Origin of the sequence: Sphingobium sp. TB-6 (assembly GCF_012927365.1) — a bacterium.
Taxonomy (GTDB): Bacteria; Pseudomonadota; Alphaproteobacteria; order Sphingomonadales; family Sphingomonadaceae; genus Sphingobium.
In genome coordinates this window covers 17,159-42,121 of record NZ_JABBGL010000013.1, presented here as the reverse complement: position 1 = coordinate 42,121, position 24,963 = coordinate 17,159, and the positions used below count along the sequence as shown (strand labels likewise).

General features: G+C 63.7%; 23 protein-coding genes. 14 read left to right on the top strand and 9 right to left on the bottom strand.

Translation table 11 applies throughout. The annotated features are described in order from the left end of the window. The first annotated feature begins 6 nt into the window (after positions 1 to 6). The 4 genes from lptE (at position 7) to HHL26_RS16890 (ending at position 4,202) form a co-directional block, all read left to right on the top strand. Positions 7 to 513 (top strand): LPS assembly lipoprotein LptE, encoded by a 507-nt coding sequence (lptE, locus tag HHL26_RS16905; RefSeq protein ID WP_066552767.1) that lies wholly within the window; start codon positions 7 to 9, stop codon positions 511 to 513. Next, positions 510 to 1,535, top strand: coding sequence for a DNA polymerase III subunit delta (gene holA / locus HHL26_RS16900; RefSeq protein WP_066552769.1), 1,026 nt, complete (start codon positions 510 to 512; stop codon positions 1,533 to 1,535). The genes lptE and holA overlap by 4 nt, the downstream gene beginning before the upstream one ends. A gap of 76 nt (positions 1,536 to 1,611) precedes the next feature. Next, a complete protein-coding gene (msrB, locus tag HHL26_RS16895; protein WP_066561197.1) occupies positions 1,612 to 2,016 on the top strand; it encodes a peptide-methionine (R)-S-oxide reductase MsrB in 405 nt (134 codons plus the stop codon). Positions 2,017 to 2,126: 110 nt separating this feature from the next. Next, on the top strand, positions 2,127 to 4,202 hold the full coding sequence (locus HHL26_RS16890) for a PBP1A family penicillin-binding protein (protein WP_066552771.1): 2,076 nt from the start codon (positions 2,127 to 2,129) through the stop codon (positions 4,200 to 4,202). 46 nt (positions 4,203 to 4,248) lie between these two features. Here HHL26_RS16890 and HHL26_RS16885 read toward each other — a convergent pair whose 3' ends face one another. Continuing rightward, on the bottom strand, positions 4,249 to 5,205 hold the full coding sequence (locus HHL26_RS16885; RefSeq protein ID WP_066552774.1) for a retroviral-like aspartic protease family protein: 957 nt from the start codon (positions 5,203 to 5,205) through the stop codon (positions 4,249 to 4,251). A gap of 260 nt (positions 5,206 to 5,465) precedes the next feature. Here HHL26_RS16885 and rho point away from each other — a divergent pair, with 260 nt between their 5' ends. Together rho and HHL26_RS16875 are read left to right on the top strand one after the other, a co-directional pair. After that, a complete protein-coding gene (rho, locus tag HHL26_RS16880) occupies positions 5,466 to 6,722 on the top strand; it encodes a transcription termination factor Rho (protein ID WP_066552776.1) in 1,257 nt (418 codons plus the stop codon). A gap of 157 nt (positions 6,723 to 6,879) precedes the next feature. Then, positions 6,880 to 7,599, top strand: coding sequence for a YjbE family putative metal transport protein (locus HHL26_RS16875; protein ID WP_066552778.1), 720 nt, complete (start codon positions 6,880 to 6,882; stop codon positions 7,597 to 7,599). 223 nt (positions 7,600 to 7,822) lie between these two features. On the opposite strand, the gene HHL26_RS16870 is transcribed toward HHL26_RS16875, so the two are convergent. Next, a complete protein-coding gene (locus HHL26_RS16870; RefSeq protein WP_066552782.1) occupies positions 7,823 to 8,773 on the bottom strand; it encodes a quinone oxidoreductase in 951 nt (316 codons plus the stop codon). Positions 8,774 to 8,807: 34 nt separating this feature from the next. Beyond that, on the bottom strand, positions 8,808 to 9,506 hold the full coding sequence (locus HHL26_RS16865; RefSeq protein ID WP_066552788.1) for a dienelactone hydrolase family protein: 699 nt from the start codon (positions 9,504 to 9,506) through the stop codon (positions 8,808 to 8,810). Between the two features lie 148 nt (positions 9,507 to 9,654). Here HHL26_RS16865 and HHL26_RS16860 point away from each other — a divergent pair, with 148 nt between their 5' ends. The 7 genes from HHL26_RS16860 (at position 9,655) to pepN (ending at position 18,143) form a co-directional block, all read left to right on the top strand. Continuing rightward, on the top strand, positions 9,655 to 9,909 hold the full coding sequence (locus tag HHL26_RS16860) for a DUF6489 family protein (protein ID WP_066552790.1): 255 nt from the start codon (positions 9,655 to 9,657) through the stop codon (positions 9,907 to 9,909). Between the two features lie 27 nt (positions 9,910 to 9,936). Then, positions 9,937 to 11,220, top strand: coding sequence for a tRNA uridine-5-carboxymethylaminomethyl(34) synthesis GTPase MnmE (gene mnmE, locus HHL26_RS16855; RefSeq protein WP_066552791.1), 1,284 nt, complete (start codon positions 9,937 to 9,939; stop codon positions 11,218 to 11,220). A gap of 58 nt (positions 11,221 to 11,278) precedes the next feature. Beyond that, positions 11,279 to 13,129: a tRNA uridine-5-carboxymethylaminomethyl(34) synthesis enzyme MnmG gene (gene mnmG / locus HHL26_RS16850; RefSeq protein WP_066552795.1), complete on the top strand. Its 1,851-nt coding sequence runs from the start codon at positions 11,279 to 11,281 to the stop codon at positions 13,127 to 13,129. Next, positions 13,126 to 13,767, top strand: coding sequence for a 16S rRNA (guanine(527)-N(7))-methyltransferase RsmG (rsmG, locus tag HHL26_RS16845; RefSeq protein WP_169576242.1), 642 nt, complete (start codon positions 13,126 to 13,128; stop codon positions 13,765 to 13,767). The genes mnmG and rsmG overlap by 4 nt, the downstream gene beginning before the upstream one ends. Beyond that, positions 13,764 to 14,546 carry a ParA family protein gene (locus HHL26_RS16840; RefSeq protein ID WP_066552800.1) on the top strand — a complete coding sequence of 261 codons (783 nt, stop codon included), beginning with the start codon at positions 13,764 to 13,766 and terminating at the stop codon, positions 14,544 to 14,546. The genes rsmG and HHL26_RS16840 overlap by 4 nt, the downstream gene beginning before the upstream one ends. Before the next feature lie 14 nt (positions 14,547 to 14,560). Then, the gene (locus tag HHL26_RS16835; protein ID WP_066552807.1) at positions 14,561 to 15,463 is read left to right on the top strand and encodes a ParB/RepB/Spo0J family partition protein; all 903 of its coding nucleotides are present in this window, start codon (positions 14,561 to 14,563) and stop codon (positions 15,461 to 15,463) included. A gap of 82 nt (positions 15,464 to 15,545) precedes the next feature. Next, positions 15,546 to 18,143: an aminopeptidase N gene (gene pepN, locus HHL26_RS16830; RefSeq protein ID WP_066552809.1), complete on the top strand. Its 2,598-nt coding sequence runs from the start codon at positions 15,546 to 15,548 to the stop codon at positions 18,141 to 18,143. Positions 18,144 to 18,231: 88 nt separating this feature from the next. Here the strand turns inward: pepN and HHL26_RS16825 are convergent, their stop codons facing one another. From HHL26_RS16825 to HHL26_RS16810, 4 genes are read right to left on the bottom strand one after another with little or no spacing between them, the layout of a single operon-like run. Beyond that, positions 18,232 to 18,846, bottom strand: a complete 615-nt coding sequence (locus HHL26_RS16825; RefSeq protein ID WP_082748333.1) for an ABC-type transport auxiliary lipoprotein family protein — start codon at positions 18,844 to 18,846, stop codon at positions 18,232 to 18,234. 7 nt (positions 18,847 to 18,853) lie between these two features. Further along, positions 18,854 to 19,816, bottom strand: coding sequence for an MlaD family protein (locus HHL26_RS16820; protein WP_066552811.1), 963 nt, complete (start codon positions 19,814 to 19,816; stop codon positions 18,854 to 18,856). A 3-nt stretch (positions 19,817 to 19,819) separates the two neighbouring features. Next, positions 19,820 to 20,668 carry an ABC transporter ATP-binding protein gene (locus tag HHL26_RS16815; RefSeq protein WP_066552813.1) on the bottom strand — a complete coding sequence of 283 codons (849 nt, stop codon included), beginning with the start codon at positions 20,666 to 20,668 and terminating at the stop codon, positions 19,820 to 19,822. Then, the gene (locus HHL26_RS16810; protein ID WP_066561201.1) at positions 20,668 to 21,777 is read right to left on the bottom strand and encodes an MlaE family lipid ABC transporter permease subunit; all 1,110 of its coding nucleotides are present in this window, start codon (positions 21,775 to 21,777) and stop codon (positions 20,668 to 20,670) included. Before HHL26_RS16810 ends, HHL26_RS16815 begins: the two co-directional genes overlap by 1 nt. Positions 21,778 to 21,876: 99 nt before the next feature. On the opposite strand from HHL26_RS16810, the gene HHL26_RS16805 reads away from it, so the two are divergent. Continuing rightward, positions 21,877 to 22,551: an HAD-IB family hydrolase gene (locus HHL26_RS16805; protein WP_066552821.1), complete on the top strand. Its 675-nt coding sequence runs from the start codon at positions 21,877 to 21,879 to the stop codon at positions 22,549 to 22,551. A gap of 24 nt (positions 22,552 to 22,575) precedes the next feature. Here the strand turns inward: HHL26_RS16805 and HHL26_RS16800 are convergent, their stop codons facing one another. Next, positions 22,576 to 23,505: a 2-hydroxyacid dehydrogenase gene (locus HHL26_RS16800; protein ID WP_066552823.1), complete on the bottom strand. Its 930-nt coding sequence runs from the start codon at positions 23,503 to 23,505 to the stop codon at positions 22,576 to 22,578. Next, positions 23,502 to 24,827: a cystathionine gamma-synthase family protein gene (locus tag HHL26_RS16795; protein WP_066552825.1), complete on the bottom strand. Its 1,326-nt coding sequence runs from the start codon at positions 24,825 to 24,827 to the stop codon at positions 23,502 to 23,504. Before HHL26_RS16795 ends, HHL26_RS16800 begins: the two co-directional genes overlap by 4 nt. Positions 24,828 to 24,963 lie beyond the last annotated feature (136 nt).

Genomic DNA, 24,963 nt, shown 5'->3' with positions numbered 1-24,963 from the left:
TTGCTCATGAAGCCCTTATTGTCGCTGCTCCTCCTCGCTTCCCTCTCCGCCTGCGGCCTCCGCCCCGTCTATAGCGGGGGCAGCCAAGGCGTAGTCGCGCAGGCGCTGGGGCGTGTCGAGGTGCAGCCGATCGAGGGCAAGGGCGGCTGGCTGGTGCGCAATGCGCTGAACGACCGGCTGGCGGCGATGAGCGGCACTGGCCCCGGCTACAAGCTGGTGGTGAAGCTGGACGACAATATCAGCGGCTTCGGTCTGCGATCCGACGCTGCCGTCACCCGCGAGCGGCGGACCCTGCGCGCCCGCTATCAGCTTATCGACGACGCCACCGGCGCACAGATATTGGACGACACCGCCGGGTCGGATGTCGGCATCGACGTGGTTTCCAGCGAATATGCGACCATCGCGGCGGAAGACACGGCGCTCGAACGCCTGTCGCAGACCATTGCCGACCAGATCGTCGCCCGGCTCGCCCGCTTTGCGACGCGGGATGGTTCGCAGGACAAGCCGCGTTGAAGGCCAATCGCGGCCAGATCGAAAAGGCGCTCGACGCGCCGCCTGCCGACTGCCGCTTCTTCCTGCTCTACGGCCCCGATGAAGCGGGCAGCGCTACGCTCGCCAAGCGGCTGGAGCGCGCCATGGGGCCGGAGGCGGAGCGGATCGACCTCGACGGATCCACGCTGCGCGACGATCCGGCGCGGCTGGCGGATGAGGCGGCGTCCTTCTCCATGTTCGGGGACAAGCGCTGGATTCGCATCAACGGCATGGGGGAGGAATCGCTCCCCGCGCTGACCGCGCTGCTGGAGGCGGAGGTGGCGGGCAATCCCGTCATCGCCATCGCCGGCGCGCTCAAACCCGCCTCCAAGCTGCTCAAGCTCGCCCTCGACCATAAGCAGACGATGGCCTTCGTCTCCTACCAGCCCGACGCGCGCGAGGCGGAGCAGATCGCCATCGGCATTGCGCGGGAGGGGGGGCTGCGCCTTTCCTCTGATCTGGGCCGCCGCATTGCCGACCTCACCAATGGCGACCGCACGCTGATGGCGGGGGAGGTGGAGAAGCTGATCCTCTATCTCGACGCCGCGCCCGATCGCCCGCGCGAGGCGACCGAGGAAGCGCTGGATGCCCTTTCCGCCGACAATCCCGATAGCGACGCCGCACCTTTGGTCAATGCCGTGCTGGGCGGCGACCTGCGCGGCATGCACCGGGAATTGGGGCGCCTGGCCGAGGCCGGGACGGCGATGGCGGCGGTGCTGCGTCCGCTGCTCACCCGCGCCATGCTGCTCGCCAATATCCGCGCCGATTTCGATGATAGCGGAAGGCTGGAGGGCGCGGTCGAGATGGCGGGCAAGGCGGTTTTCTGGAAGGAAAAGGGTGTCGTCACCCGCCAGGTCCGCATCTGGGACGCGCCCGGCATCGCCCGCGTCATCCAGCGCCTGGCCCAGGCCGAGCGCGCCAGCCGGTCGGGCAGGGGTCTGGGCGACCTGATGGTCCGCCACGAACTGCTCGCCATCGCCCGGCAGGCGGCGCGGGAACGATAGGCTCTACATTGCTCCAATGGCCAGCGCGCATCCTAAGCGCTTGATCGTACGTCCCGCCATCGCCATATTGCTGCGCATGGACAAGCTCAACCTGACCGACGCCGAATGGCGCGAGCGCCTTTCCCCCGAACAATATCATATCCTGCGGGAGGGTGGCACGGAGCGGGCGTTCACCGGCAAATATAACAGCAACAAGACCGATGGCCGTTATTTCTGCGCGGGCTGCGGCACGGAGCTGTTCGACGCGGAAGAAAAATATGACAGCGGATCGGGATGGCCCAGCTTCACCGCGCCGGTCGATATCGACGCGGTCGATGAAATTCGCGACACGAGCCATGGCATGATCCGCACCGAAGTCCGCTGTTCGAATTGCGGCGGGCATCTGGGCCATGTTTTCCCCGACGGGCCGGGGGTCAACGGCCTGCGCTATTGCATGAACAGCGCGTCGCTCGATTTCAAGCCGCGCGACGAAGCCGAATGATGGTTCATCGCCTGTAAATCGTCCCTACTCTTGAGAATTCCCGATTTTTGTGCGGCCTGCATGGGTTTTCCACTGGCCGCTGCATTACATAGCGCATATCCGGGCGAACCATGGCACGATCAGGCAAGAGCAGCGAACCGCGGGGCAGAGTGAAGAAATGGCTGATGCGGGGTCTGAAGATCGGCCTCGTCGGCACGTTCAGCGCGCTCGTCGCGATCGTCGTCGCGGTGGTCATCGCCTATCAGTCGCTGCCCGATTATGAATCGCTCAAATCCTCGCCCAATGGGCAGATGATCCGCGTCCATGCGGCGGACGGCAGCGTCATCGTCTCGCTGGGGCCAAGTTTCGGCCGCTGGCTGAGCTATGACCAGATCCCGGCCGTCATGGTCGACGCGATGGTCTCGACCGAGGACAAGCGCTTTTATCTGCACCCCGGCGTCGACCCCATCGGCATGGCCCGCGCGGCCTGGGTGGCGATGGAGCGGCGCGGCAGCGGTCGCCGTTGGCAGGGCGCCTCCACCATCACCCAGCAGGTGACGCGCAACATCTTCCTCAACAACAGCTATAGCTGGGGCCGCAAGGTCCGCGAAATGGTGCTGGCGCTGGCGCTGGAGCGCAAATTCTCCAAGCGGCAGATTCTCGAACTCTATTTGAACAAGGTCTATTTCGGCGGCGGCGCCTATGGCATCGACGCTGCGAGCCGGAAATTCTTCGGCCATCCCGCGACCGGCCTGAACCTCCCCGAGGCCGCGATCGTCGCGGGGTTGGTCAAGGCGCCTTCCAGCTATTCCCCGACCGCCGATGCCGATGCCGCCATCGGCCGCGCGGGCGTGGTGCTGGAACTCATGCAGGAAAATGGCAAGATCAGCGCTGCCGAGCGTGCCAATGCCCATCTTCAGGATGTGAAGATGGCGCCTGAGCCGCCGCAGAACAGCGTGCGCTACTTCACCGACTGGGCGCTGCCGCAGCTCGATACGCTGATCGATGAGCCCAATGAGCCGCTGGAGGTCTATACCACCATCGACCTTGGCATGCAGAAGGCGGCGACCGCGGCGATCCAGGCCAATGTGCCCAATGGGACGCAGGGCGCGCTGGTGTCGCTCGACCGCGACGGCGCGGTGCGGGCGATGGTCGGCGGGCTGGATTATGTGAGTTCCAATTACAACCGCGCCACCACCGCGACGCGTCAGCCGGGCTCTTCCTGGAAGATCTTCGTCTATATGGCGGCGCTGGAGGCGGGCTATACCCCCGATACCGGCGTCACGGACAGCGCGGTCGACATCAACGGATGGAAGCCGCGCAACAGCAATGGCCGCTTCTCCGGCGACATCGACATCCGCACCGCCTTTGCCTATTCGGTCAATACCGTGGCGGCGAAGCTGGGGGTGGAGGTCGGCTTCCCGACGGTCGCGGACATGGCGCGGCGTTTCGGCATCACCACGCCGATCAACACCCATCCCTCGATGGTGCTGGGCACATCCGACGTGCGGCTGATCGACATGACCCGCGCCTTCGCCTCGATCGCGCGCAAGGGCGTGGCGGTGACGCCCTATGGCATCACCAAGGTGACGACCGCCGAAGGCCGGGTTCTCTATGAGCATCAGGACGACACCAGTCGCGTGCTGGTTGCGCCCTGGGTTGCGGCAGGCATGACCGACCTCATGCAGACCGCCGTCAGCACCGGCACCGGCAGGGCGGCGCAGATCGACCGCCCGGTCGCGGGCAAGACCGGCACCACCAGCAGCAACAAGGACGGCTGGTTTCTGGGTTTCTCCAGCGGCATCACCACCGGCGTCTGGATGGGGCGTGACGACGCCCGCGCCGTGGGCGTGTTGCAGGGTGGCCGGGCGCCGGCCCATGCCTTTGCCGACTATATGAAGGTCGCCGTCGCCAAACGCCCGGTCGAGCAGTTCGAGACGCAGGTGACTCTGCCCGAATGGCAGCTCGAACCCGATGACGAAGCCTATTACGGCCAGCCCGACAACGGAACGGACGGGGGCATGATGGTCGATGAAAATGGCTTGCCCATCGAGCGGGGCCAGCAGGCGTCGGAGGAGCGGCAGCAGCCGGACGACAGCGAACAGGCGGCGCCCAATCCCGTCGACCGGCCGCAGCCGCCACGCCTCGACCAGCAGTGGATCGACAATGTGCTGGGTCGGAACCGGCAGCAGCAGGCGCCGCGATAGAATTGTGACTTGGCGTATTCCTGCCCGAGCAGGAGCACGCCAAGAATCAACCCGCCGCCCTCCGCGTCGCCGCAAAGCGCGTCCGATCAAGCAACCCGGTATCGGGCAGCAGGAAATCCACTTTCCCCCGCCCGAAATCAATCGCCACCCGGTCGAAAACCTTGAGCGCGTCGATGCCGAGCAGCAGCGCCGGTTTATCCTGAAGGTCCAGTTCCGCGAAGGGCTGGGCGTCGGCAAACATGACTGGCGTGTCCTTCAGCGTCACCTGACCCATCCGCACCCGGTCGATCAGCCCCAACTGACCGACCAGCGTATCGCCCGTCACGCTGGTCAACGTCACGAGGTTCAGCGCCGGAGCCTTCTTCTTGCGCACCAGCTTGCTCATCAGCGCCATATTGCCCACGCTGATCGACGTGCCGGTGTCGAGGATGATGCTGACCTTCATTCCGTTCACGTCGGAATCGAGCAGGATCAATTGGCCCTTGCGCCGCCGCGCTTCGACGATGATGACGTTGGGATCGCGCCAGCTCTGCTTGCTGTTGCTGATCTCCATCCGCCCGGTGCGGAAATTGAGCAGCAGCCGCTTGGCATGCAATCCATCCAGTCCCAACAGCCCCGGCGCGCCGATATTCTCGCCCTCCAGCACCGGCGCCTCGATATCGTCCACCACCGTCTTGCCGAAGCCCAGGCGCGGCACAGCCACGGTATTCACCTCCGCCCGGCCCGTCATGCTGATCACCGTCACCCGCTCGCGCATCGGCAGCGCGAGCCGTTCGGCCAGATCACGCGAAATGACCGTCCGCTGCGATCCGGTGTCGATTACGAAGTTCCACGGCCCCTTGCCGTCGATCTGGATGGGAATGGTGATGCGGGTGTCGGGACCGGGAACCGTGCGGACGACTGCGGGCGGTTCGTCGGGGACGAGTGCCGGGCGATCCTGCGCGGCGAACGAAGGGCTGGCGATCGCGATGGCGATGCCCAGAGCGGCGCGCAGGCGTCCCATCTCCTCGATCCTCCTTATTATATTCTCGTATAGCATGAGCGGCCCCGTTCCGCCCATCCCATTTCATTCGCGGCAGGACGCATATCGGCAATTTTCTGTCGGTCCGAATGGCTCTGCCACCTTGACTTGGGCTAGGACAGATCGCTAAACGCCAAACATTCTATCCCGCCCGTCCGGCGCGGGTTCTCCCGAGTCATTGCCGGGTCAGCCTTCCCCCATCTTTCCTTTTCTCGTCTCTCATTCCATCGGACTTCACGCGAATGCATCTCAAGGATCTCAAGAAAAAAGCGCCCGCCGAACTCGTGACCATGGCGGAGGAACTGGGCGTCGAAGGCGCATCGACCCTGCGCAAACAGGATCTGATGTTCGCGATCCTCAAGGTCGAGGCTGAAAATGGCGAGCAGATCATGGGCGAGGGCACGATCGAGGTGCTGCCCGACGGCTTCGGCTTCCTGCGCAGCCCGGAAGCGAACTTCCTCGCCGGTCCGGATGACATCTACGTCTCGCCCAACCAGGTCCGCAAATTCGGCCTGCGCACCGGCGACACGGTGGAAGGCGAAATCCGCGCGCCCAAGGATGGCGAACGCTATTTCGCCCTGACCAAGCTGATCTCGGTCAATTTCGACGATCCCGAAGTCGTCCGCCATCGCGTCAATTTCGACAATCTGACGCCGCTCTACCCGACGCAGAAGCTGACGCTCGACGCGGTCGACCCGACGGTCAAGGACAAGTCGGCCCGCGTCATCGACATCGTCTCGCCGCAGGGCAAGGGCCAACGCGCGCTGATCGTCGCGCCGCCGCGCACCGGCAAGACGGTTCTGCTTCAGAATATCGCCAAGTCGATCACCGACAATCACCCCGAAGTCTTCCTGATCGTCCTGCTGATCGACGAGCGTCCGGAAGAAGTCACCGACATGCAGCGCAGCGTGAAGGGCGAGGTCGTCTCCTCGACCTTCGACGAACCGGCGCAGCGCCACGTCCAGGTCGCTGAAATGGTGATCGAAAAGGCCAAGCGCCTCGTGGAACATAAGAAGGACGTGGTGATCCTGCTCGACTCGATCACGCGTCTGGGCCGCGCCTACAACACCGTGGTGCCTTCGTCGGGCAAGGTGCTGACCGGCGGTGTCGACGCCAATGCGCTCCAGCGGCCGAAGCGCTTCTTTGGCGCCGCGCGTAATATCGAGGAGGGCGGTTCGCTCTCGATCATCGCGACTGCGCTGATCGACACGGGCAGCCGCATGGACGAAGTCATCTTCGAAGAGTTCAAGGGCACCGGCAACTCGGAAATCGTGCTGGACCGCAAGGTGGCGGACAAGCGCATCTTCCCGGCGCTGGACGTCGGCAAGTCGGGCACCCGTAAGGAAGAGCTGCTGGTCGACAAGGCCAAGCTGTCGAAGATGTGGGTGCTGCGCCGTATCCTGATGCAGATGGGCACGGTCGATGCGATGGAATTCCTGCTCGACAAGATGAAGGATTCCAAGACCAACGAGGATTTCTTCGATTCGATGAACCAGTAACCGGCCGGGCGGTTTGCGGTTCGGCAGGTCCGGAGGCGCAAACATATTGCCTGGCCAAGCGTTGCGATTTTTCGGGCCGTCAGACTCCGGTCTGGCGGCCGCTATTTTTTAAGGCCAATATTTCAGGGCCAGTAATTTCAGGGGACATCAGGCCGCCATGCTCGACCTTTTCGCCACAGCCGCCGCGGCCGCCCAAGGGATGGGTTCGCCCGCCGATATCTGGGCGCATATCGTCAATGATTTCAGCAATATCGGATCACCCGCCGCCTTGGCCGCCTTCGGCCAGGTGCTGATGATCGACGTGCTGCTGGCCGGGGACAATGCCATTGTCGTCGGCGCGCTGGCGGCGGGCCTGCCCGCGGAACAGCGCAAGAAGGTGATCCTGATCGGCATCATCGCCGCGCTGGTGCTGCGCATCGGTTTTGCGCTGGTGGTGACGCAGTTGATGCAGATCGTCGGCCTGATCCTGGCGGGCGGACTGCTGCTGCTCTGGGTCGCCTTCAAGATGTGGCGCGAACTGCATCCCAAGCGGGGGGGGGACACGCTGGACCCGAGCGACGACGACATATCCGGCCTGCGCCCAGCCAAGAGCTTTGCAGGCGCGGCCTGGGCGGTTGCGGTCGCGGACGTCTCCATGAGCCTGGACAATGTGCTGGCGGTGGCCGGTGCGGCGCGGGACCATCCTGGAATCCTGATCATCGGGCTTGTTCTTTCCGTGGCCCTGATGGGCATCGCCGCGAACATCATCGCCAAATATATCGAGCGCTTCCGCTGGATCGCCTATCTGGGCCTGGCCGTCATCATCTATGTCGCGATCAAGATGATCTATGACGGCATCGTCGATCATCAGGTCGGCATATTGACGCTCTTTATCTGAATCGTGTGGCGGACGGATCAGCCGTCCGCCGCGCCTTTGAGACCGAGGGTTGCCATGGCTGCTTGCTCCCAGCCACCAGCGCGGCAGAATGCGCCGCTTGGCTATGCGGGGCAGGCTCCAGACGTCCTATCCTTTGGCCGACCGGAATGGGTTGCGGCGGCCATAGGCCTAGATTTCCACTGCCGACCGCCGATACAAGCCCTGCGCGCTTCCACACGCCCCATCAGGGGATCAATAATGTGCTACCCGTGGTTTTCCGTGCTTCCAGCGCCCGATGCGCTTCAGCGGCGTCGGCCAGGGCGAAGCTTTGGCCGACGACGGCCTTTACCACGCCTCGCGCCATGCGGTCGAACAGTCTTTCGGCGGTCGATGCCAACTCTTCGGGCGTAGCAATATAGTCGTATAGGGTGGGACGGGTGACATAAAGCGATCCGCCCCGGCTGAGGTCGAGCAGGTTGACCGGCGGCACCGGACCCGAGGCATTGCCATAGCTGACCATCAGCCCGCGCCGTTTGAGCGAAGCCAGCGACGCGCTCCAGCTATCCTTGCCGACTCCATCATAGACAACGTCCACGCCACGGCCCGCCGTGATTTCCCGCACGGCTGCGGCAAGACTGTCGAAGGCGCCATGCAGGCTATGCTCGGCGTTTACCCGCGCCGCCTTCTCCGCCGATCCGCAATGGGCGATCACGATTACGCCCTTGTCGCGCAGCCAGGGCACCAGCACGGAGCCGACACCCCCAGCCGCCGCATGGACAAGCGCGAACTGACCGGCTTGCAAGGTGACGATGTCCTCCGCCAGATAGCAGGCGGTCATGCCCTTCAGCATCATGGCCGCGGCATCCTGCGTACTGATGGCGTCGGGAATCTTCACGGCCTGTTCCGCCCGCAGGAGGCGATGGGTGGCATAGGCTCCAAACCCCGTTGCGCAGCCCACCTTGTCGCCCACGGCAAAGCCGGTCACGCCGGGGCCGATAGCAGCGACGTGGCCCGCGCTCTCCGCCCCGAGCGGGGTCGGCAGCGGCGCTGGATAGAGGCCGGTACGATAATAAGTGTCGATGAAGTTGAGGCCGACGGCATCCTGCGCGATCAGAAGCTCGCCTTCCCCCGGCAGGCCGGGATCGAAATCCTCCCGCGCAATCACTTCGGGCCCGCCATGGCTGCGGGCCACCATCCGCCATGCCTGTGTCAATGCCGTCGCCTTCCTGTCAGAGATGAGCCGCGAAGAAATCGGCGGTGCGGCTGTCCGCGAGCTGTGCAGCCGCTTCATCGCGGCGGGCGCCCATTTCCGCGGCAAAGCCATGATCGAGTCCCACATAATCTTTCAGGGTCACATGGCGGTTGTCCTTCAACCCCTCATGCATTTTCTGCTGCGCTTCGGGCGGGACGAAACCGTCCGCGGTCGGAATATGCAGCAGCACCGGCTTGCCGATCGCATGCTGCTCGTTCAGCAGGCCGTCGATGCCGACGCCATAATAGGCGACGAAAGCATCGCCATCGGTGCGGCAGGCCGACATGAACACCAGCCGCCCGCCCAGGCAATAGCCGACCAGCCCCACCTTACCGTCTTGCCCCAGTTCGGCGCGGGCAGCCTTGATCGTGGCTTCGATATCGCGAATGCCCTGATCCTGATTGAATTTCTGCATATGGCCGATAGCTGCCTGAAAATCCTCGGCTATGTCGGCGTCCAGTTCGACATGCGGCTTTTCCCGCCAGAACAGGTCGGGCGCCAGAGCGAGATAGCCCGCCGCCGCCCAGCTATCGCATTTGCGGCGGATACCCTCATTCACCCCAAAGATTTCCTGGATCACCACAATGGCGGCCTTTGGCGTCCCTTCCGGCCGGGCAACATAGACATCGAATTGGGCGTCGCCCTCCAGCGTGGAGATGGATGTGAATGCTGCCATGGGATATCCTTTCCTTGCTTGTAGACTTCTATAATGGCGCTTGCCGGGCTCAGCGCAACCGTCCTTGCCGTCAAAAAATTTGCCTTGCCTGCCCATGTTGCGGCATGAGGCTTTATTAATGGGAGCCCGCAGCAAAAGGTAGCGAGATATGAAGGTAAGCGTGGACGTCGACTGCACTCCTGCGGAGGCTCGGGCTTTCCTTGGCCTGCCGGATGTCACCCCCATTCACGATAAATATGTGAAGACGATGCTCGACAGTTTCGATGGCGTTGCCAATGTCGAGCAGATGGAAACGCTGTTCAAAAGCTTTTCGCCGCTCGGAGACGCGGGCATGCGGCTGTTCAAGCAGATGATGGATATCGGCCTGGCGGGGATGCCGAGCAAGAATGGCGACAAGAGCTAGGGCTGACCCTTTTACGAAGACGCCGCCGTGACGGATACTATCTTCGCGCTGTCGAGCGGCGCGCCCCCGGCTGGCATCGGCGTGATCCGCATCAGCGGGCCGTTGGCTGGACCGGCTCTTGCGGCTTTGGCGGGGAGCTTGCCGCCGCCGCGCCGGGCGCGGCTTTCGTCCTTGACCGATCCGCGCGACGGCACTTTGCTCGACCGGGCGCTGATCCTGTGGTTTCCCGGTCCTGATACGGCGACCGGCGAAGACCTGGCAGAATTGCATTGCCATGGCGCGCGCGCGGTGATTGCCGCGCTGGAGGATGCGCTTGGTACGCAGCCCGGATTGCGCCGGGCGGAAGCGGGGGAGTTTACCCGCCGCGCTTTCGACAATGGCCGCATGGACCTCAACGCGGTGGAGGGTCTGTCCGATCTTCTCGCCGCCGAAACGCAGCAGCAGCGTCGCGCCGCGCTGTTGATGGCGGAGGGGCATTTCTCCCGCCGGGTGGAGGGGTGGCGCCGGACACTGCTTGATCTTTCCGCCATGACCGAGGCGGCCCTGGATTTTTCCGATGAGGATGATGTGCCCGATGAGGGGATTGAAGTCCGGATCGGGCAGGGCATCCGGACCTTGGCGCAGGACATCGAAACGGTGCTCGCCGCCCCCTCGGCCGAACGGCTGCGAGATGGGGTGCGCGTGGTTTTGGCGGGTCCGCCCAATGCGGGCAAGTCCACGTTGCTCAACTACCTCGTCGGGCGGGAAGCGGCCATTGTGTCGGATATTGCGGGGACGACTCGAGACCGGATCGAGGTGCCCGCCGCGCTGGGTGGGGTCGCTTTCCTGTTCACCGATACAGCGGGCCTGCGTGCCGAGACGGGCGATGTGATCGAGGCGATCGGCATGGAGCGGGCGCGAAGTGCGCTTGATGCGGCAGATATCATTCTTTGGCTCGGTCTGGCGGGAGAGGCGCCCCGTGGCGATGCCGTCCTGATCGCTGCGCAATGCGATCGGGGCGGAGAGGGGGAGCGACCTGGTCTTCAGCTCTCTGCGGTGACGGGGGAAGGGATGGCTGATTTGGTCGCGATCCTGCTCGACCGGGCGGCTGGCCTGCTGCCGGGGGAGGGGGACTACGCCCTGCACAAGCGGCAGCGGGATGCGGCGACCCTTTTGCGCTCCCATTTGATCTTGGCGGATGCGAGCCATGATTTGTTGATCGTAGCAGAGGAATTGCGGCAGTCGCGTAATGCCATCGATCAACTGACGGGGCGGGCGAGTACCGAAGATATGCTCGACCATCTGTTCGCCGGATTCTGTATCGGCAAATAGCATTGTTCCACGTGGAACAGTTTTGACCGGGGCGCCCGACATCTGTTAAGGGGCGCGCATGCGAACAAGCTATGATGTGATCGTGGTCGGCGGTGGCCATGCGGGCTGCGAGGCGGCATCTGCTGCGGCGCGCAAGGGCGCGTCGGTGGCGTTGCTGACCTTTGAGAAGGCGACTGTCGGCGCCATGTCCTGCAACCCCGCCATTGGCGGACTTGGCAAGGGCCATCTGGTGCGGGAGGTCGACGCGCTGGACGGATTGATCGGACGCGCCGCCGATGCCGCGGCGATCCATTACCGCATGCTCAACAGCAGCAAGGGTGCGGCTGTTCAGGGACCGCGCATCCAGGCCGACCGCAAGCGCTATCGCGCCGAGATTCATCATCTGCTCGATGCCCAATCGGGGTTGGACATCATCGAGGGCGAAGCGGTTGGCTTGCTTCTTTCTGAAGGCAAGGTGGCGGGGCTGGCGCTGGCTGATGGGCGGAATCTCGATGCGCCGGCGGTGGTGCTGGCGACCGGCACATTCCTGGGCGGCAAGCTTTTCAGGGGTGAGGAAACCACCATTGGTGGCCGGACCGGCGAACGGGCGGCAACGGCCCTGGGTGTTCAGCTTCGTGCGCTCGATCTGCCGATCGGCCGACTCAAGACGGGCACGCCGCCGCGTATCGATGGCCGCACCATCGACTGGGCACGGTTGGAGGAGCAGCCATCGGACGATGGGAGCTGGACGATGTCGGCTCTCTCGCCGGGTCGTGTCCTGCCGCAGCTCAGTTGCGCGATCACCCGGACCAATGATCGGACCCACGCCATCATTCGTGAAGGGCTGGGACGTTCACCGTTGTTCAGCGGGGCGATCGAAGGGCGCGGTCCGCGCTATTGCCCCTCGATCGAGGATAAGGTGATCCGATTCGGGGATCGCGACGGGCATCAGATTTTCCTGGAGCCGGAAGGACTGGACAATCATCTTGTCTATCCCAACGGGATCAGCACCTCGCTTCCCGCCGATGTTCAACTGTCGATGATCAGGTCGATGACGGGCCTGGAAAGGGCCGAGATTGTCGTGCCGGGCTATGCGGTCGAATATGACCATATCGATCCGCGCGCGCTGGAAGCGACATTGGAGGTGCGTGCAATTCCCGGCCTCTTTTGCGCGGGGCAGATCAACGGCACCACCGGCTATGAAGAAGCGGCGGCTCAAGGCCTGGTTGCGGGCGTCAACGCGGCCGCCTGCGCGAAAGGGGAAGAGCCGCTCATCCTGGATCGCGCCAGCAGCTATATCGGCGTGATGATCGACGATCTGGTGTTGCAAGGCGTGACTGAGCCTTATCGCATGCTGACGGCGCGTGCCGAATATCGCCTGAGGCTGAGAGCCGACAATGCGGGAAGCAGACTTGCGCCGATTGGCCGCCATCACGGCATTTTGGGTGCGCAACGCGCCGCACATTATGCCTTGCGCGATGCGGATCGGCGGACGGTGGAAAGCGAGCTGGGCCGTTCCTTGTCCGCAACCGAGATGGCCAGAGCGGGAGCTGCGGTTCGACAGGACGGCGCACGCCGTTCGCTGTTCGAATGGGCGCGCTTCCCCGAAGTGGGGCGCAATCTTCTGTTCGAGCTTGCGCCTGCCCTCTCTCAAATATCGGCGGATGTGCGTGACGAGATTTTGGAGGACGCGCATTACGCCCCTTATCTCGAGCGGCAAGAGGCGGAGATTTCCGAAATGCGGCGGAATGAGCGGGTGACTATCCCCGCCGATTTCGATTTCGCTTCGATTGGCGGCTTGTCGACGGAGATGATCGAGCGCCTCAATATGGCGCGCCCGGATACGCTGTCGGCGGCGGGACGGATTCGGGGAATCACGCCTGCTGCGCTGGCGGCTGTCCTTGTGCATATCCGGCGGCGCGCGGCGTGACGGAGGATGAAGCGCGGGAATGGCTCGCTCAACGGTTCGATATTCCACGTGGAACATGGGATAGGCTTGAACGCTATGTCGCCATTCTCCTGACGGAGATGGAGCAGCAAAATCTCATCGCGGAATCGACCCGTCCGCATATTTGGGCGCGGCATATCGTGGACTCCGCTCAGCTTATTCCCTTGGCGGAAGACGCCGGGGAGGGGCAGTGGATCGATCTGGGATCGGGCGCCGGGCTGCCCGGCATCGTCGTCGCGATCCTGACCGACCGGCCCGTCCAGATGGTCGAATCGCGCCGCAAGCGGATCGACTTTTTGAACGGCGTGATCTCTGAACTTGGCCTTGCCGGGGCCAGCGTTTTCGGTGGGCGGGTTGAGACTGTGCCTTCAACGCGGGCGGCCATCATCAGCGCCCGCGCTTATGCGCCCCTTCCGAAGCTATTCGAATCGGCGGTGCATTTGTCCGATGAAAAAACCATCTGGGTGCTGCCAAAAGGACGAAATGCGCAGAATGAACTGGAGGCGGCGAGTCGATCATGGCAAGGTGCGTTTCACGTGGAACGCAGTGTGACTGACGCCGACAGCGCCATCATCGTCGCACAGGCGGTCCGATCCGTCAGGAGGAAAGCCCGAGGATGATCAGTATTGCCATCGCCAATCAGAAAGGCGGCGTCGGGAAAACCACCACCGCTATCAATCTGGCAACCGGTCTGGCTGCCACGGGGTTGCGGGTGCTGCTGGTCGATCTCGATCCCCAGGGCAATGCCTCGACGGGTTTGGGCGTTGCCCAATCGGACCGGGCGCAATCGAGCTATGATCTTCTCGTCGGCAATTGCGCCCTTGAAGATGCAATCATCACCACCCGCGTTCCCAAGCTCGACATCGTGCCCGCCACCCAGGATCTGTCGGGCGCGGAGATCGAGCTGATCGAATATGAGGAGCGCACGCATCGGCTCGAGCGCGTGCTGGCGGAGGCGCAGCCCGGCCGCTGGGATATCTGCCTGATCGATTGCCCACCCTCGCTCGGCTTGCTGACCATCAATGCCATGGTTGCGGCACAATCGCTACTGGTGCCGCTGCAATGCGAGTTTTTCGCGTTGGAAGGTCTGTCGCAACTCCTCCAGACGGTTGAGCGCATTCGCGGACGGTTCAATCCTGGCCTCTCGATCATGGGCGTGGCGCTCACCATGTACGACCGGCGCAACCGTCTGACCGATCAAGTGGCGGACGATGTGCGCGCCTGTCTGGGCGATCTCGTTTTCTCCACTGTCATTCCCCGCAATGTGCGCCTGTCGGAAGCGCCCAGCCATGGCGTTCCGGCCTTGATCTATGATTTCCGCTGTTCTGGGTCGGAAGCCTATATGCGTCTGGCGCGTGAATTGATTGCGCGTCTGCCCCGCCAGGAGGTCGCTGCTTGAGTAACGAGAATGTGATGAAGTCCCCCAAGCGTCCTCACGGGCTTGGGCGGGGTCTCTCGGCTTTGTTGGGGGATGTTGCGCGGGAAGAGCCGGTGGCGTCGACGGCTGCCATCCCGCCCTCGACCAAGGCGATCCAGAGTATTGAAGTTGCCCTGATTCAGCCGCATCCCGAACAGCCCCGCCGGCATTTCGATGAAGGCGCCTTGCAGGAACTGGCCGACAGCATCGCCAAGCGCGGCGTCATCCAGCCGATCATCGTCCGTCCCCATGGCGGCGGGTTCCAGATCGTTGCGGGCGAGCGCCGCTGGCGCGCCGCTCAGCGTGCCCAGCTTCACCGCATTCCCGCCATCGTGCGGGATTTCGACGAAGCGGAAACGCTGGAAATCGCGCTGATCGAGAATATCCAGCGCGAAGACCTCAATCCGATCGAAGAAGCCGAAGCCTATCGGAAGCTGATCGCGGAATTCCAGCACAGCCAGGAAGCGCTCGGCCGCCTCGTCGGCAAGTCGCGAAGCCATGTTGCGAATCTGATGCGCCTGCTCGATCTTCCCGCGCCGGTGCAGCAGCAGGTGGTCGAACAGAAGCTCAGCATGGGTCACGCCCGCGCCCTGATCGGCGCGCCCGACTGCGAAACCCTCGCCCGGACTGTCGAAGCCAAGGGTCTGTCCGTTCGCGATACCGAGCAACTCGTCCGCCGCGCCAAAAAGGGGGATGACGCGCCCAGCCGAAAGCGCGCGGCTGCGTCCCGGGAGAATGATCCCGACATCGCGGCTCTGGAGCAGCATCTGGCCGACATATTGGGCGTGAAGGTCAATATCGACTATGGTCAGGGCGGTGGCGGCGTCCTGTCGCTGCATTATTCGACGCTGGACCAGCTCGATATGCTCTGTCAGCGCTTGTCGGGCGAACGTATCTAACCGCCAGAAAAAGCCAGTGGCCGCCCGCATTTCGGTGAGGCGGCCACTGGCCTTTTCTGCGTCGACTCCTTAGCCTGTGCGCATGGCAGATATTTCATCCTCCCCCCTCGCGCCCCATATCGTCCGTCGCGAAGAGTATCGCCCGCCCGATTGGCTGGTACCCGACATCGCCCTGGATTTCGATCTGGATGCAGCGGCGACGCAGGTGCGGGCGACATTGTCCGTTACCCGCAACGGCGATCATGACAGGCCGCTGAAGCTGGACGGAGACGGGCTTCTGCCGCTGGAAATCAAGGTCGATGGCGAGCCGCTGACGCCCGGCCAATGGTCGCTCGAAGCGGGAGAGCTGATCATCCCGCTTTCTGGCCCCGCGCACCAGGTCGAAACGAAGGTGGAAATCAGCCCTCAAGGCAACAGCAAGCTGATGGGGCTATATGCCAGCGGTGGCTTGCTCTGCACCCAATGCGAGGCCGAAGGGTTTCGCCGCATTACCTTCTTCCCCGACCGTCCCGACATATTGTCGCGCTATTCCGTTCGGATGGCGGCCGACAAGGCGCTTTATCCCGTGCTGCTCGCCAATGGCGATCCGGTCGAGCAGGGCGACCTGCCCGATGGCCGCCATTGGGCGCGCTGGAACGATCCCTTTCCCAAACCCTGCTACCTGTTCGCGCTGGTCGCGGGCGACCTTGCCTGCAATGCCGACCGTTTCGTGACGGTCAGCGGGCGTGAGGTGCAACTGGGGATCTGGGTCAAGGAAGCCGATCTTCCGCGCACCGCTCATGCCATGCAGGCGCTCAAGAACAGCATGGCGTGGGACGAGCGAGTCTATGGCCGCGAATATGATCTGGACGTGTTCAACATCGTCGCCGTAGCCGACTTCAACTTTGGTGCGATGGAGAATAAAGGCCTCAACATCTTCAATTCGCGCTATATATTGGCCGACCCGGAAACCGCCACCGACATCGATTATGACGGCGTGGAAGGCGTGGTGGCGCATGAATATTTCCACAATTGGTCGGGCAACCGGGTCACCTGCCGCGACTGGTTCCAATTGAGCCTGAAGGAAGGCTTCACCGTCTTCCGCGACCAGAATTTCTCCGCCGACATGGGGTCGCATGCGGTGAAGCGGATCGAGGATGTCCGCATCCTGCGCGCTGCCCAGTTCCAGGAGGATAGCGGGCCGCTCGCCCATCCGGTGCGGCCGGAATCCTATATGGAAATCAGTAACTTCTACACCGCGACGATCTACAACAAGGGCGCCGAGCTCATCCGCATGATGGCGCTGATGTTGGGCCCGGAGCGCTTCCGCGCAGGAACGGACCTCTATTTCGACCGGCATGATGGCGAGGCAGCGACCTGCGAGGATTTCGTCCGCGCCATGGAAGAGGGCGGGGAGATCGACCTCAGCCAGTTCCGCCGCTGGTATGAACAGGCCGGAACGCCCCATGTCCGGGCGTTGCTGACGCATGATCCGGCGACGCAGACCGCCACGTTGCTGCTGGAGCAGGCTGTTCCGCCGACACCCGGCCAACCGGAAAAGCAGCCCATGGCCATCCCATTGCGCACTGCCCTGTTCGATCGGGAAACGGGCAAGGATCGCGGCGACGAACTGCTGATGCTGACGGAGGCCAAGCAGAGCTTTACCTTCGATGACTGGGCAACGGCGCCGATCCTTTCGATCAACCGCGGCTTTTCCGCGCCGGTGATCGTGGAAACCAATCGCAGCCAGGCCGACCTCGCCTTCCTGTCCGCCCATGATGACGACCCCTTTGCCCGCTATGAGGCGATGCAGCAGCTCATGGTCAATGTGCTGGTCGGTCGCATCGGCGGGCAGGCGGTCGATGAAGATGCGGTGATCGCCGCGATCCGCAACACCGCCACCGATCCGCTGCTCGACCCCGCCTTTGTTGCGGAAACGATCCGTTTGCCGAGCGAAGCCTATTTGGGCGATCAGATGGCGGTGGTCGATCCCGATGCGATCCACGCGGCTCGCGATGCCCTGCAACGGCGGATCGGGGCTGAACTGGAGCCGTTGTGGCGCGACATCCATGGCAAGACCAAGGCCAACGCCTTTGCGCTGTCGCCGGCCGCCAAGGGCGCGCGCAAGCTGCGCAACACCGCCTTGCTCTTTCTCGCCGCATCAGGCGCGGGCGATGGCGCGGCTGTCGCCTTTGGCCAGTTCAGCGAGGCGGACAATATGACCGAGCGTCAGGCGGCGCTCGCCACATTGGCGAACGGCACCAGCGCGGAGCGGGAAGCGGCGCTCGACATCTTCTACAATCGTTACCGGGATGATGCGCTGACGCTGGATAAATGGTTCCAGACCCAGGCCTTCGCCTTCCATCCCGACACGGTCGATCTGGTCGAGGATCTGAGCCAGCACAAGGATTTCACCCTGGCCAATCCCAATCGGGTGCGGGCGCTTTACGGCGCCTTTGCGGGCAATCAATGGGCGTTCCATCATCGCTCGGGCAAGGGCTATCGCCTGGTCGCGGACTGCATCATCGCGCTCGACAAGCTAAACCCCCAGACTGCCGCCCGGCTGGTGCCGCCACTGGGCCGCTGGAAGCGTTTCGATGAGGGGCGCGCGGCGCTGATGCGGGCGGAGTTGCAGCGTATCCTGGGCGTGCCGGGGCTGTCGAAGGACGTCACCGAACAGGTGAGCAAGAGTCTGGAATGACTTAGATTGTGCTTCTGCGAAGGCAGGAGCCTAGTTCAGAGGGCAGAACTGGGCTCCTGCCTTCGCAGGAGCACGGGGTACAAGATTTCTAACGCCCCGAGGCCGCCAGCCAGGCGGCGACATCCGCCGCCACCTTGTTCGCCGCGGCGTTGAGCGGACCGCCCACGTTGTTCGCGTCGATCTTGCCACCGATCGGCGCGGTGGCGGTGAAGCGCTGCTTGGCGATCGCCGTGCCGCCCGGTCCGGCCAGCAGCGCGTCATAGGTCACGACCGCGCTGTTGCTTGCCTCGTCCACGCCGAAATCGACCAGCTCGCCCATCAGCCGCTGACCCGAATCGGCCGAATATTGGCCGGGATCGAGCACGATGCGGTTGCTGGTGGCGGCGATGGTTTCGGCCAGCAGCTTCTGGAACAGATGGCGCGGCGTGTCGGCCCACTGCACCTTGGTGACATAGGCCACCGAAGTGGGGGAGGTGATCACCGGCACCCGCACCGTGTCGAGCATCTTGGGCGCCTCCGGATCGGCCACCGTGATGGCCGTGCCCGCCGAAGCGCTGCGCAGCGTGCCCGGCGCGACCTTCTGCGTGGCGTTCAGCGACAGCAGCCGTTCGGGCGGCTTGCCCCCGAAGGACACGCAACCGGCCAGCATCAATGCGCCGAGGGCCACCGGCATCAGGCCCAGTTTCCTGTGAAACATCATCATGTCCCTCTTATCGCTTATAATCGGGCAGCTTGGGCGATCCGACGATCGACCCCGCGCCCTGCTGATCGAGTTTTTCGGCCACGCCGCGGAAGGAGCGCGACATTTCGCGCAGGTCGCGGACGAGCTGGTTGACCTCCGGCATGGTCTGGTTGCTGAAGGCGTGGACGCCCGGCTGCGCTTCCGCAATGGTCTTGTCGAGCGTGTCGATGCTGCGGGTGGCCGACTGGATGCTCTTGCGCAGGTCGGCCAGCAGCGGACGGCCCTCATCATTCACCATGGCGTCGGTGGACGCGGCCAGCTTGCCGATCTGCTCGGCGGCGATGCCGGTGCGCTGCACGGCGATGCGCGCCTCGGCCAGCGTGGCGGCGATTTCCGGGCTGCGGTCGGCCAATGAGCCGGAAATGCGCTCCACATTGGCGAGGATACTCGCGATCGACTGCTGATTCTTGTCGTTGAGCAGCTCGGTCAGCCGTTCGGTCAAGGTGGACAGCCGTTCCAGCAATTGCGGCGCATTGTTGAGCAACTCGCCCAGCGCGCCCGGCTTGGTCGGGATCACCGGCACGCCGTCCGGGCATGCGGCCAGGGGGTTTTCCGCCGGGCAGGCAATCGGCGGCGCGCCCTTGACCGCGCCATCCAGCACGATTTCCGACACGCCGGTAAAGCCCACACCCGCAATGGTCGCGGTCGTCCCCAGCAGGACGGGCGTGCCTTCCTTCACTGAAATGCGCACCTTCACGAAGCCGGGATCGCGCTTCCACAGCTCGATCTTCTCGACCTGGCCGGAAGGGACGCCCGAATAATTGACGCTCGACCCTTTGGCGAGGCCGTTCACCGACTGTTTGAAGAAGATGTCATATTCCATATTGTCGCCCTGGGAGAGGCGCGAGAACCAGAAAGCCGCGATCATGATCGCCGCGAGCAACAGCAGCGTGACCGTGCCCACCAGCACATGGTTGGAGCGGGTTTCCATATCCTATCGCCTCTTATTCTTTTCGCGATCGACCGCCGCCGTCGCGGCGCGCCCGCGCGGGCCGTTGAAATATTCCTGAATCCACGGATGGTCGGTCGCCAGCAGCTCATCGATCGTGCCGACCGCCGTCACCTTCCTGTCCGCCAGCACCGCCACCCGGTCGCAAATCGAATAGAGCGTGTCGAGATCATGGGTGATGAGGAAGACGGTCAGCCCCAGCGTCTGCTGCAATTTGCGCGTCTGATCGTCGAAGGCCGCCGCGCCGATCGGGTCGAGCCCCGCCGTGGGTTCGTCGAGGAACAGCAGGTCCGGATCGAGCGCCAAGGCCCGCGCGAGCCCCGCGCGCTTCTTCATGCCGCCCGACAGTTCGGCGGGATATTTGGGGCCGGCTTCGGCAGGCAGGCCGGTCATGCGAATCTTGTAGGCGGCGATCTCGTCACGAAGTTTTGGACCGATATTGGGGTAATATTCGCGGATCGGCACTTCGACATTCTCGGCCACGGTCAGCGTCGAAAACAGCGCGCCGCCCTGAAACAGCACGCCCCAGCGCTTGCGGATCGCCAGCGCCTCGTCATCCAGCCGACCGATCATCGATTCACCGAAGACGTGGATCTCGCCCTCATCCGGAGTTTGAAGGCCGATGATCGAGCGCATCAGCACCGACTTGCCGGTGCCCGATCCGCCGACCACGCCCAAAATCTCGCCCTTGCGCACGTCGAGGTTCAACCCCTCATGCACCACCTGCTCACCGAAGCTGTTCCGCAGGTTGCGGACCGATATGGCGATGCCATCCCGCTCCACGGCCTTTTCGACCCGCGCTTCCTCCGCGGTCATTTCTTCTTCGGGCTCCATCAGTTCCAGCCCACCCAGGTGAACAGAACCGCGAACATGGCGTCGAGCACGATGACGAGGAAGATCGCCTGCACGACCGCGGCTGTCGTGCGCAGGCCGACTTCCTCGGCATTGCCCTTGACCTGCATGCCCTGAAAGCAGCCCGCCAATGCGATGATGACACCGAAGACGGGCGCCTTGATCAGGCCCACCCACAGATCATGAATCGGCACCACTTCCCGCAATCGCTGGACGAAGGTGATCGGCGGGATGTCGAGCGACACGGCGCAGAGAAATCCGCCGCCGATGATCGCAACGACGGAGGAATAGAAGCCCAGCAGCGGCATCATCACCACGACAGCCAGTGTGCGCGGCAGCACCAGCGCCTCCATCGGCGACACGCCGATGGTGCGCATGGCGTCGACCTCTTCGGTCAGCTTCATCGTGCCCAATTGCGCGGCAAAGGCGGAACCGGAGCGGCCCGCGACCATGATCGCGGTCATCAGCACGCCCAGTTCCCGAAACGTCAGCCGGCCGACGAGGTTGATGGTCAGCATCTCCATGCCGAACTGACGGAGCTGTACCGAACCCTGCTGCGCGATGACGATGCCGATCAGGAAGCTCATCAGGCCGATGATGCCGAGAGCGGACACACCGACCACCTCGAACCGCTGGACCACGGCATTGATGCGGAAGCGGCCGGGGTGACGGATGACATTCCACGTCGCGACCAGCGTGCCGCCGAAAAAACCAAGCAGGCCGAGCAAGGTGCTGCCCGCATTGAGCACGGCCTCCCCGATCTGGCCGACCACGCGCTGCCAGGGCGGCACATAGTCGGGGCGGATGTTGACCGGCTCATCGACCCGGCCGACCGCCGCGATCAACCGCTCCGCGTCGCACTTGTCGCCTGTGATCCTGCAGTCCCAACGCTTGATCGTGCGATGCAGCACCCAGGCGCCGATCGTGTCCATATGATCCACGTCCGACAGGTCGATCGTATGAATCGGGCCTTCTATGGCGTCCAGCCGGTCGGGCAGCTGGTTGAGGCAAGCTATGGAAAGATTGCCAGAAAGCCGAATGACCGTCTCGCCGTCGCGGACTTCCTGAGCAAGATCAGCGGCTTTGTTCATCAAGGCGGAGATGTGGTCCATTATCGGTTGCACGGCAAGCCGAAACGGCCCATCCGCACGATCAAACGAAGGGACGCCCCAAAAAGTTTCGGACACGGCATGACGCACAGGCTCGCAATCTACGATATGGACCGCACGGTGACGTTCAGCGGCACCTATACCGGCTTTCTGCTGCACGTGGCGAAACGCATGGCGCCGTGGCGTCTGGCGCTGTTTCCCGGCGTGATCCTGCTGATGCTGGCCTATGTGCTGAAACTCATCACCCGGCAGCGGCTGAAGGAGCTGAACCAGGCGCTGATGATCGGTCATAATGTCGAACGCGCCCGGCTGATGCCGCATGTGGAAAGCTATGCGGCCAGGGTGGTGGCGAAAAATGTCCGCTCAGGCGCGCTCGACCAGATCGCGAAGGACAAGGCGGACGGCTATAGGCTGGTGCTCGCCACCGCCTCCTACCGCCTTTATGTCGAGCCGATCGCCCGGCGGCTGGGCTTCGACGCGGTGATCGCGACCGACCATCTGTCGCAGGATCTGCGTTATGTTCGCGCCAAGATCGCGGGCGAAAATTGCTACGACACCGGCAAGCTGCGGATGATCAAGGCGTGGATGGCGGCCGAAGCTATCGACCGGACGCAGGCGCATATCCGGGCCTATTCGGATCATGTTTCGGACGCGCCGATGCTGGAGTTCGCGGATGTTCCCTTCGCTTCGAACCCGCACAAGCCGCTGGCGAAGCTGGCGGCTGAACGCGGATGGAAGCGGGTGGATTGGAACTGAGGGGAAGGGCAGAGGACGATATGTTCACCTGACCGGCGAAACCAGCGGCTCCCCTGCGAAAAAGGCGGACAGGTTCGCCAACAGCATATCCCTCATCCGCCCGACCGCCTCATAGGTCGCGCCGCCCGTATGCGGCGTCAGCACCACATTTGGTACATCCGCCCAGCGCGCCGCAGGCGTGGGCTCGCTTTCGAACACATCCAGCGCAGCGCCGCCGAGCCGTCCTTCTCGCAAAGCCGCGATCAGCGCATCCTCATCCACCAACTGCCCCCGCGCGACATTCACCAGCAGCCCCTCGGGACCCAGCGCATCGCAGATCACCGCCGAGATCATCCCGCGATTTTCCTCATTAGCCTTGGCCGCGACCACCATGACGTCGTTGTCCCGCGCCAGCGCCTCCAGGCTTTCCGCCCTTGGCCAGCGCAATTCCGGCTTCTCCCGAGGGCTCCACCAGCCGATCCGCATGCGCATCGCCTCCGCCCGCTCGGCCAGCGCAACGCCGATGCTGCCCATGCCGACGATCCCGATCCGCGCGCCCGTCATCGACCGGGTGAGCATCTTCGCTCCGGCCGTCCATTCGCCCGAACGCACCTGCCGGTCGCCCATGAGAATCTGCCGGCGATGGGCGAGGATCATCCCGAGCGCATGATCCGCCGCATCCTCCGCATTGGCGTCCCCCGCATGGGTCACGGCCACGCCCCGCGCCCGCGCCCAGTCGAGATCGACGCCATCATAACCCACGGTGAAGCAGGCGATCAGCCGCAGCGCCGCCATCCGATCCAGCATCGCCGGATCGAGCCGGAACTCGCCCGCCGTCACCAATATCTCGGCCTCCGCCAGCCGCGCCCGCCCGCTCTCCTCCCACAGAGCCATGACGTCATATCGGGAGGAGAGCACGTCCAGCAGCGGCGCCAGATGCGGCTGCGCCACCAGGATCAGCGGGCGAGCCTTCATCCCACCGCCCGCAACGCCTGAGCGAAGTCCGCGATCAGATCCTCCGCATCCTCGCAGCCGATCGAGATGCGCACCATATTGTCGCTGATCGCCAGCGCCTTCTTGCGTTCGGCGGGCACGGAAAGATGCGTCATCGCCGCGGGATGGCTCGCCAGCGTTTCGGTGCCGCCCAGGCTGACGGCAAGTTTCGCGATCTTGAGCGCGTCCAGAAAGGCGAAGGCCTCCGCCTCGCCACCCTTCAGATAAAGCGAAAAGGTCGATCCCGCGCCGGTGCAATGCCGGCGGTAGATATCCGCCTGCCGCTCCGTTTCCGGAAAGCCGAGATAGACGACCTTCTCCACCTGCGGCTGGTCCTTCAGCCAAGTGCAGACCTTGGCCGCATTCTCGCCCGCCCTGCTCATGCGCAGTTCAAGCGTCTCCAGCGACCGCAGCAGCATCCAGGCCGAATGCGGGTCCAGGATCGTCCCGATCGTGTTCCGCATCAGCCGGATGGTGTTGATCAGCGCATTGGACCCCAGTACGCCGCCCGCAACCAGATCGCTATGCCCGCCCGCATATTTGGTGAGGCTGTAGATGACGAGATCGGCCCCATGGCTGAGCGGATGAAGCCAGAGCGGGCCAAGGAAGGTATTGTCGATGGCGATCGGCGGCCGATATTCTTCGCCTGCGAACAAAAAGTCGCGCCGCGCAACTACCGCCTCCAGATCGACCAGCACATTGGTCGGATTGGCCGGGCTTTCCAGGAAGATCAGCGCCACGCGGCCCAAGCCCTTGGCCTTTTCGATCACCGCGCCGATTTCCTCCTCGGTCGCGCCCGCCGGGAAATCCAGCCACTGCACCCCGAACTTGCCGAGAATGCGCCCGATCAGCGCTTCGGTCGCGGCATAGAGCGGCGCCGAATGCACGATCACGTCGCCCGGCTGCACGAGCGCCAGCAGGGTGGTCGCAATGGCCGACATGCCGCTGGAAAAGAGCAGCGCGTCTTCCGCTTCTTCCCAGACCGACAGCCGGTCCTCGGCAATCTCTTGATTGGGGCCGTTGAAGCGCGAATAGACCAGCCCTTCGGCGCCGCCGGGGCGGATGCCGGTCACGCCTTCGAAATGCCGCTTGCCCGCCGCCGCGCTTTCGAAGGCGAAGGTGGAGGTCAGGAAGATCGGTGGCTTCAGCGACCCTTCGGACAAAGTGGGGTCATAGCCATGCCCCATCATCAGCGTCGCGGGTTTCAGCTTGCGGCCCTCGATCTCCATGATCGGTTGCTTGGGGCGGCGGCGGTTGCGCGTGGGTTCCGCGCCCGTGAGGTCGGCTTCGGTTTCGCCGGTCATGTGATTCTCCTGCATGTCTGCGGTGTCTGTTGCGCCGCTCTATGGCAGGGAGTGTAACGCTTTTCGGGGGGAGGGGGCCAGAGCGGATTTGTTAGATTATTTCATGGAACCAAACTTAAATTACTAGGCGCTCCGT

Excerpts from the sequence above, each read along its gene's own strand:
- HHL26_RS16805 (WP_066552821.1), top strand. The coding sequence starts at position 21,877 with ATGACGCACAGGCTCGCAATCTACGATATGGACCGCACGGTGACGTTC.
- mnmG (WP_066552795.1), top strand. The coding sequence starts at position 11,279 with ATGCGAACAAGCTATGATGTGATCGTGGTCGGCGGTGGCCATGCGGGC.
- HHL26_RS16870 (WP_066552782.1), bottom strand. The coding sequence starts at position 8,773 with ATGGTGGCCCGCAGCCATGGCGGGCCCGAAGTGATTGCGCGGGAGGAT.
- HHL26_RS16840 (WP_066552800.1), top strand. The coding sequence starts at position 13,764 with ATGATCAGTATTGCCATCGCCAATCAGAAAGGCGGCGTCGGGAAAACC.
- HHL26_RS16800 (WP_066552823.1), bottom strand. The coding sequence starts at position 23,505 with ATGAAGGCTCGCCCGCTGATCCTGGTGGCGCAGCCGCATCTGGCGCCG.
- HHL26_RS16820 (WP_066552811.1), bottom strand. The coding sequence starts at position 19,816 with ATGGAAACCCGCTCCAACCATGTGCTGGTGGGCACGGTCACGCTGCTG.
- HHL26_RS16890 (WP_066552771.1), top strand. The coding sequence starts at position 2,127 with ATGGCACGATCAGGCAAGAGCAGCGAACCGCGGGGCAGAGTGAAGAAA.
- HHL26_RS16795 (WP_066552825.1), bottom strand. The coding sequence starts at position 24,827 with ATGACCGGCGAAACCGAAGCCGACCTCACGGGCGCGGAACCCACGCGC.
- HHL26_RS16825 (WP_082748333.1), bottom strand. The coding sequence starts at position 18,846 with ATGATGATGTTTCACAGGAAACTGGGCCTGATGCCGGTGGCCCTCGGC.
- HHL26_RS16815 (WP_066552813.1), bottom strand. The coding sequence starts at position 20,668 with ATGGAGCCCGAAGAAGAAATGACCGCGGAGGAAGCGCGGGTCGAAAAG.
- HHL26_RS16875 (WP_066552778.1), top strand. The coding sequence starts at position 6,880 with ATGCTCGACCTTTTCGCCACAGCCGCCGCGGCCGCCCAAGGGATGGGT.
- msrB (WP_066561197.1), top strand. The coding sequence starts at position 1,612 with ATGGACAAGCTCAACCTGACCGACGCCGAATGGCGCGAGCGCCTTTCC.
- pepN (WP_066552809.1), top strand. The coding sequence starts at position 15,546 with ATGGCAGATATTTCATCCTCCCCCCTCGCGCCCCATATCGTCCGTCGC.
- HHL26_RS16885 (WP_066552774.1), bottom strand. The coding sequence starts at position 5,205 with ATGGGACGCCTGCGCGCCGCTCTGGGCATCGCCATCGCGATCGCCAGC.
- HHL26_RS16865 (WP_066552788.1), bottom strand. The coding sequence starts at position 9,506 with ATGGCAGCATTCACATCCATCTCCACGCTGGAGGGCGACGCCCAATTC.
- HHL26_RS16860 (WP_066552790.1), top strand. The coding sequence starts at position 9,655 with ATGAAGGTAAGCGTGGACGTCGACTGCACTCCTGCGGAGGCTCGGGCT.
- rho (WP_066552776.1), top strand. The coding sequence starts at position 5,466 with ATGCATCTCAAGGATCTCAAGAAAAAAGCGCCCGCCGAACTCGTGACC.
- HHL26_RS16810 (WP_066561201.1), bottom strand. The coding sequence starts at position 21,777 with ATGAACAAAGCCGCTGATCTTGCTCAGGAAGTCCGCGACGGCGAGACG.
- lptE (WP_066552767.1), top strand. The coding sequence starts at position 7 with ATGAAGCCCTTATTGTCGCTGCTCCTCCTCGCTTCCCTCTCCGCCTGC.
- HHL26_RS16835 (WP_066552807.1), top strand. The coding sequence starts at position 14,561 with ATGAAGTCCCCCAAGCGTCCTCACGGGCTTGGGCGGGGTCTCTCGGCT.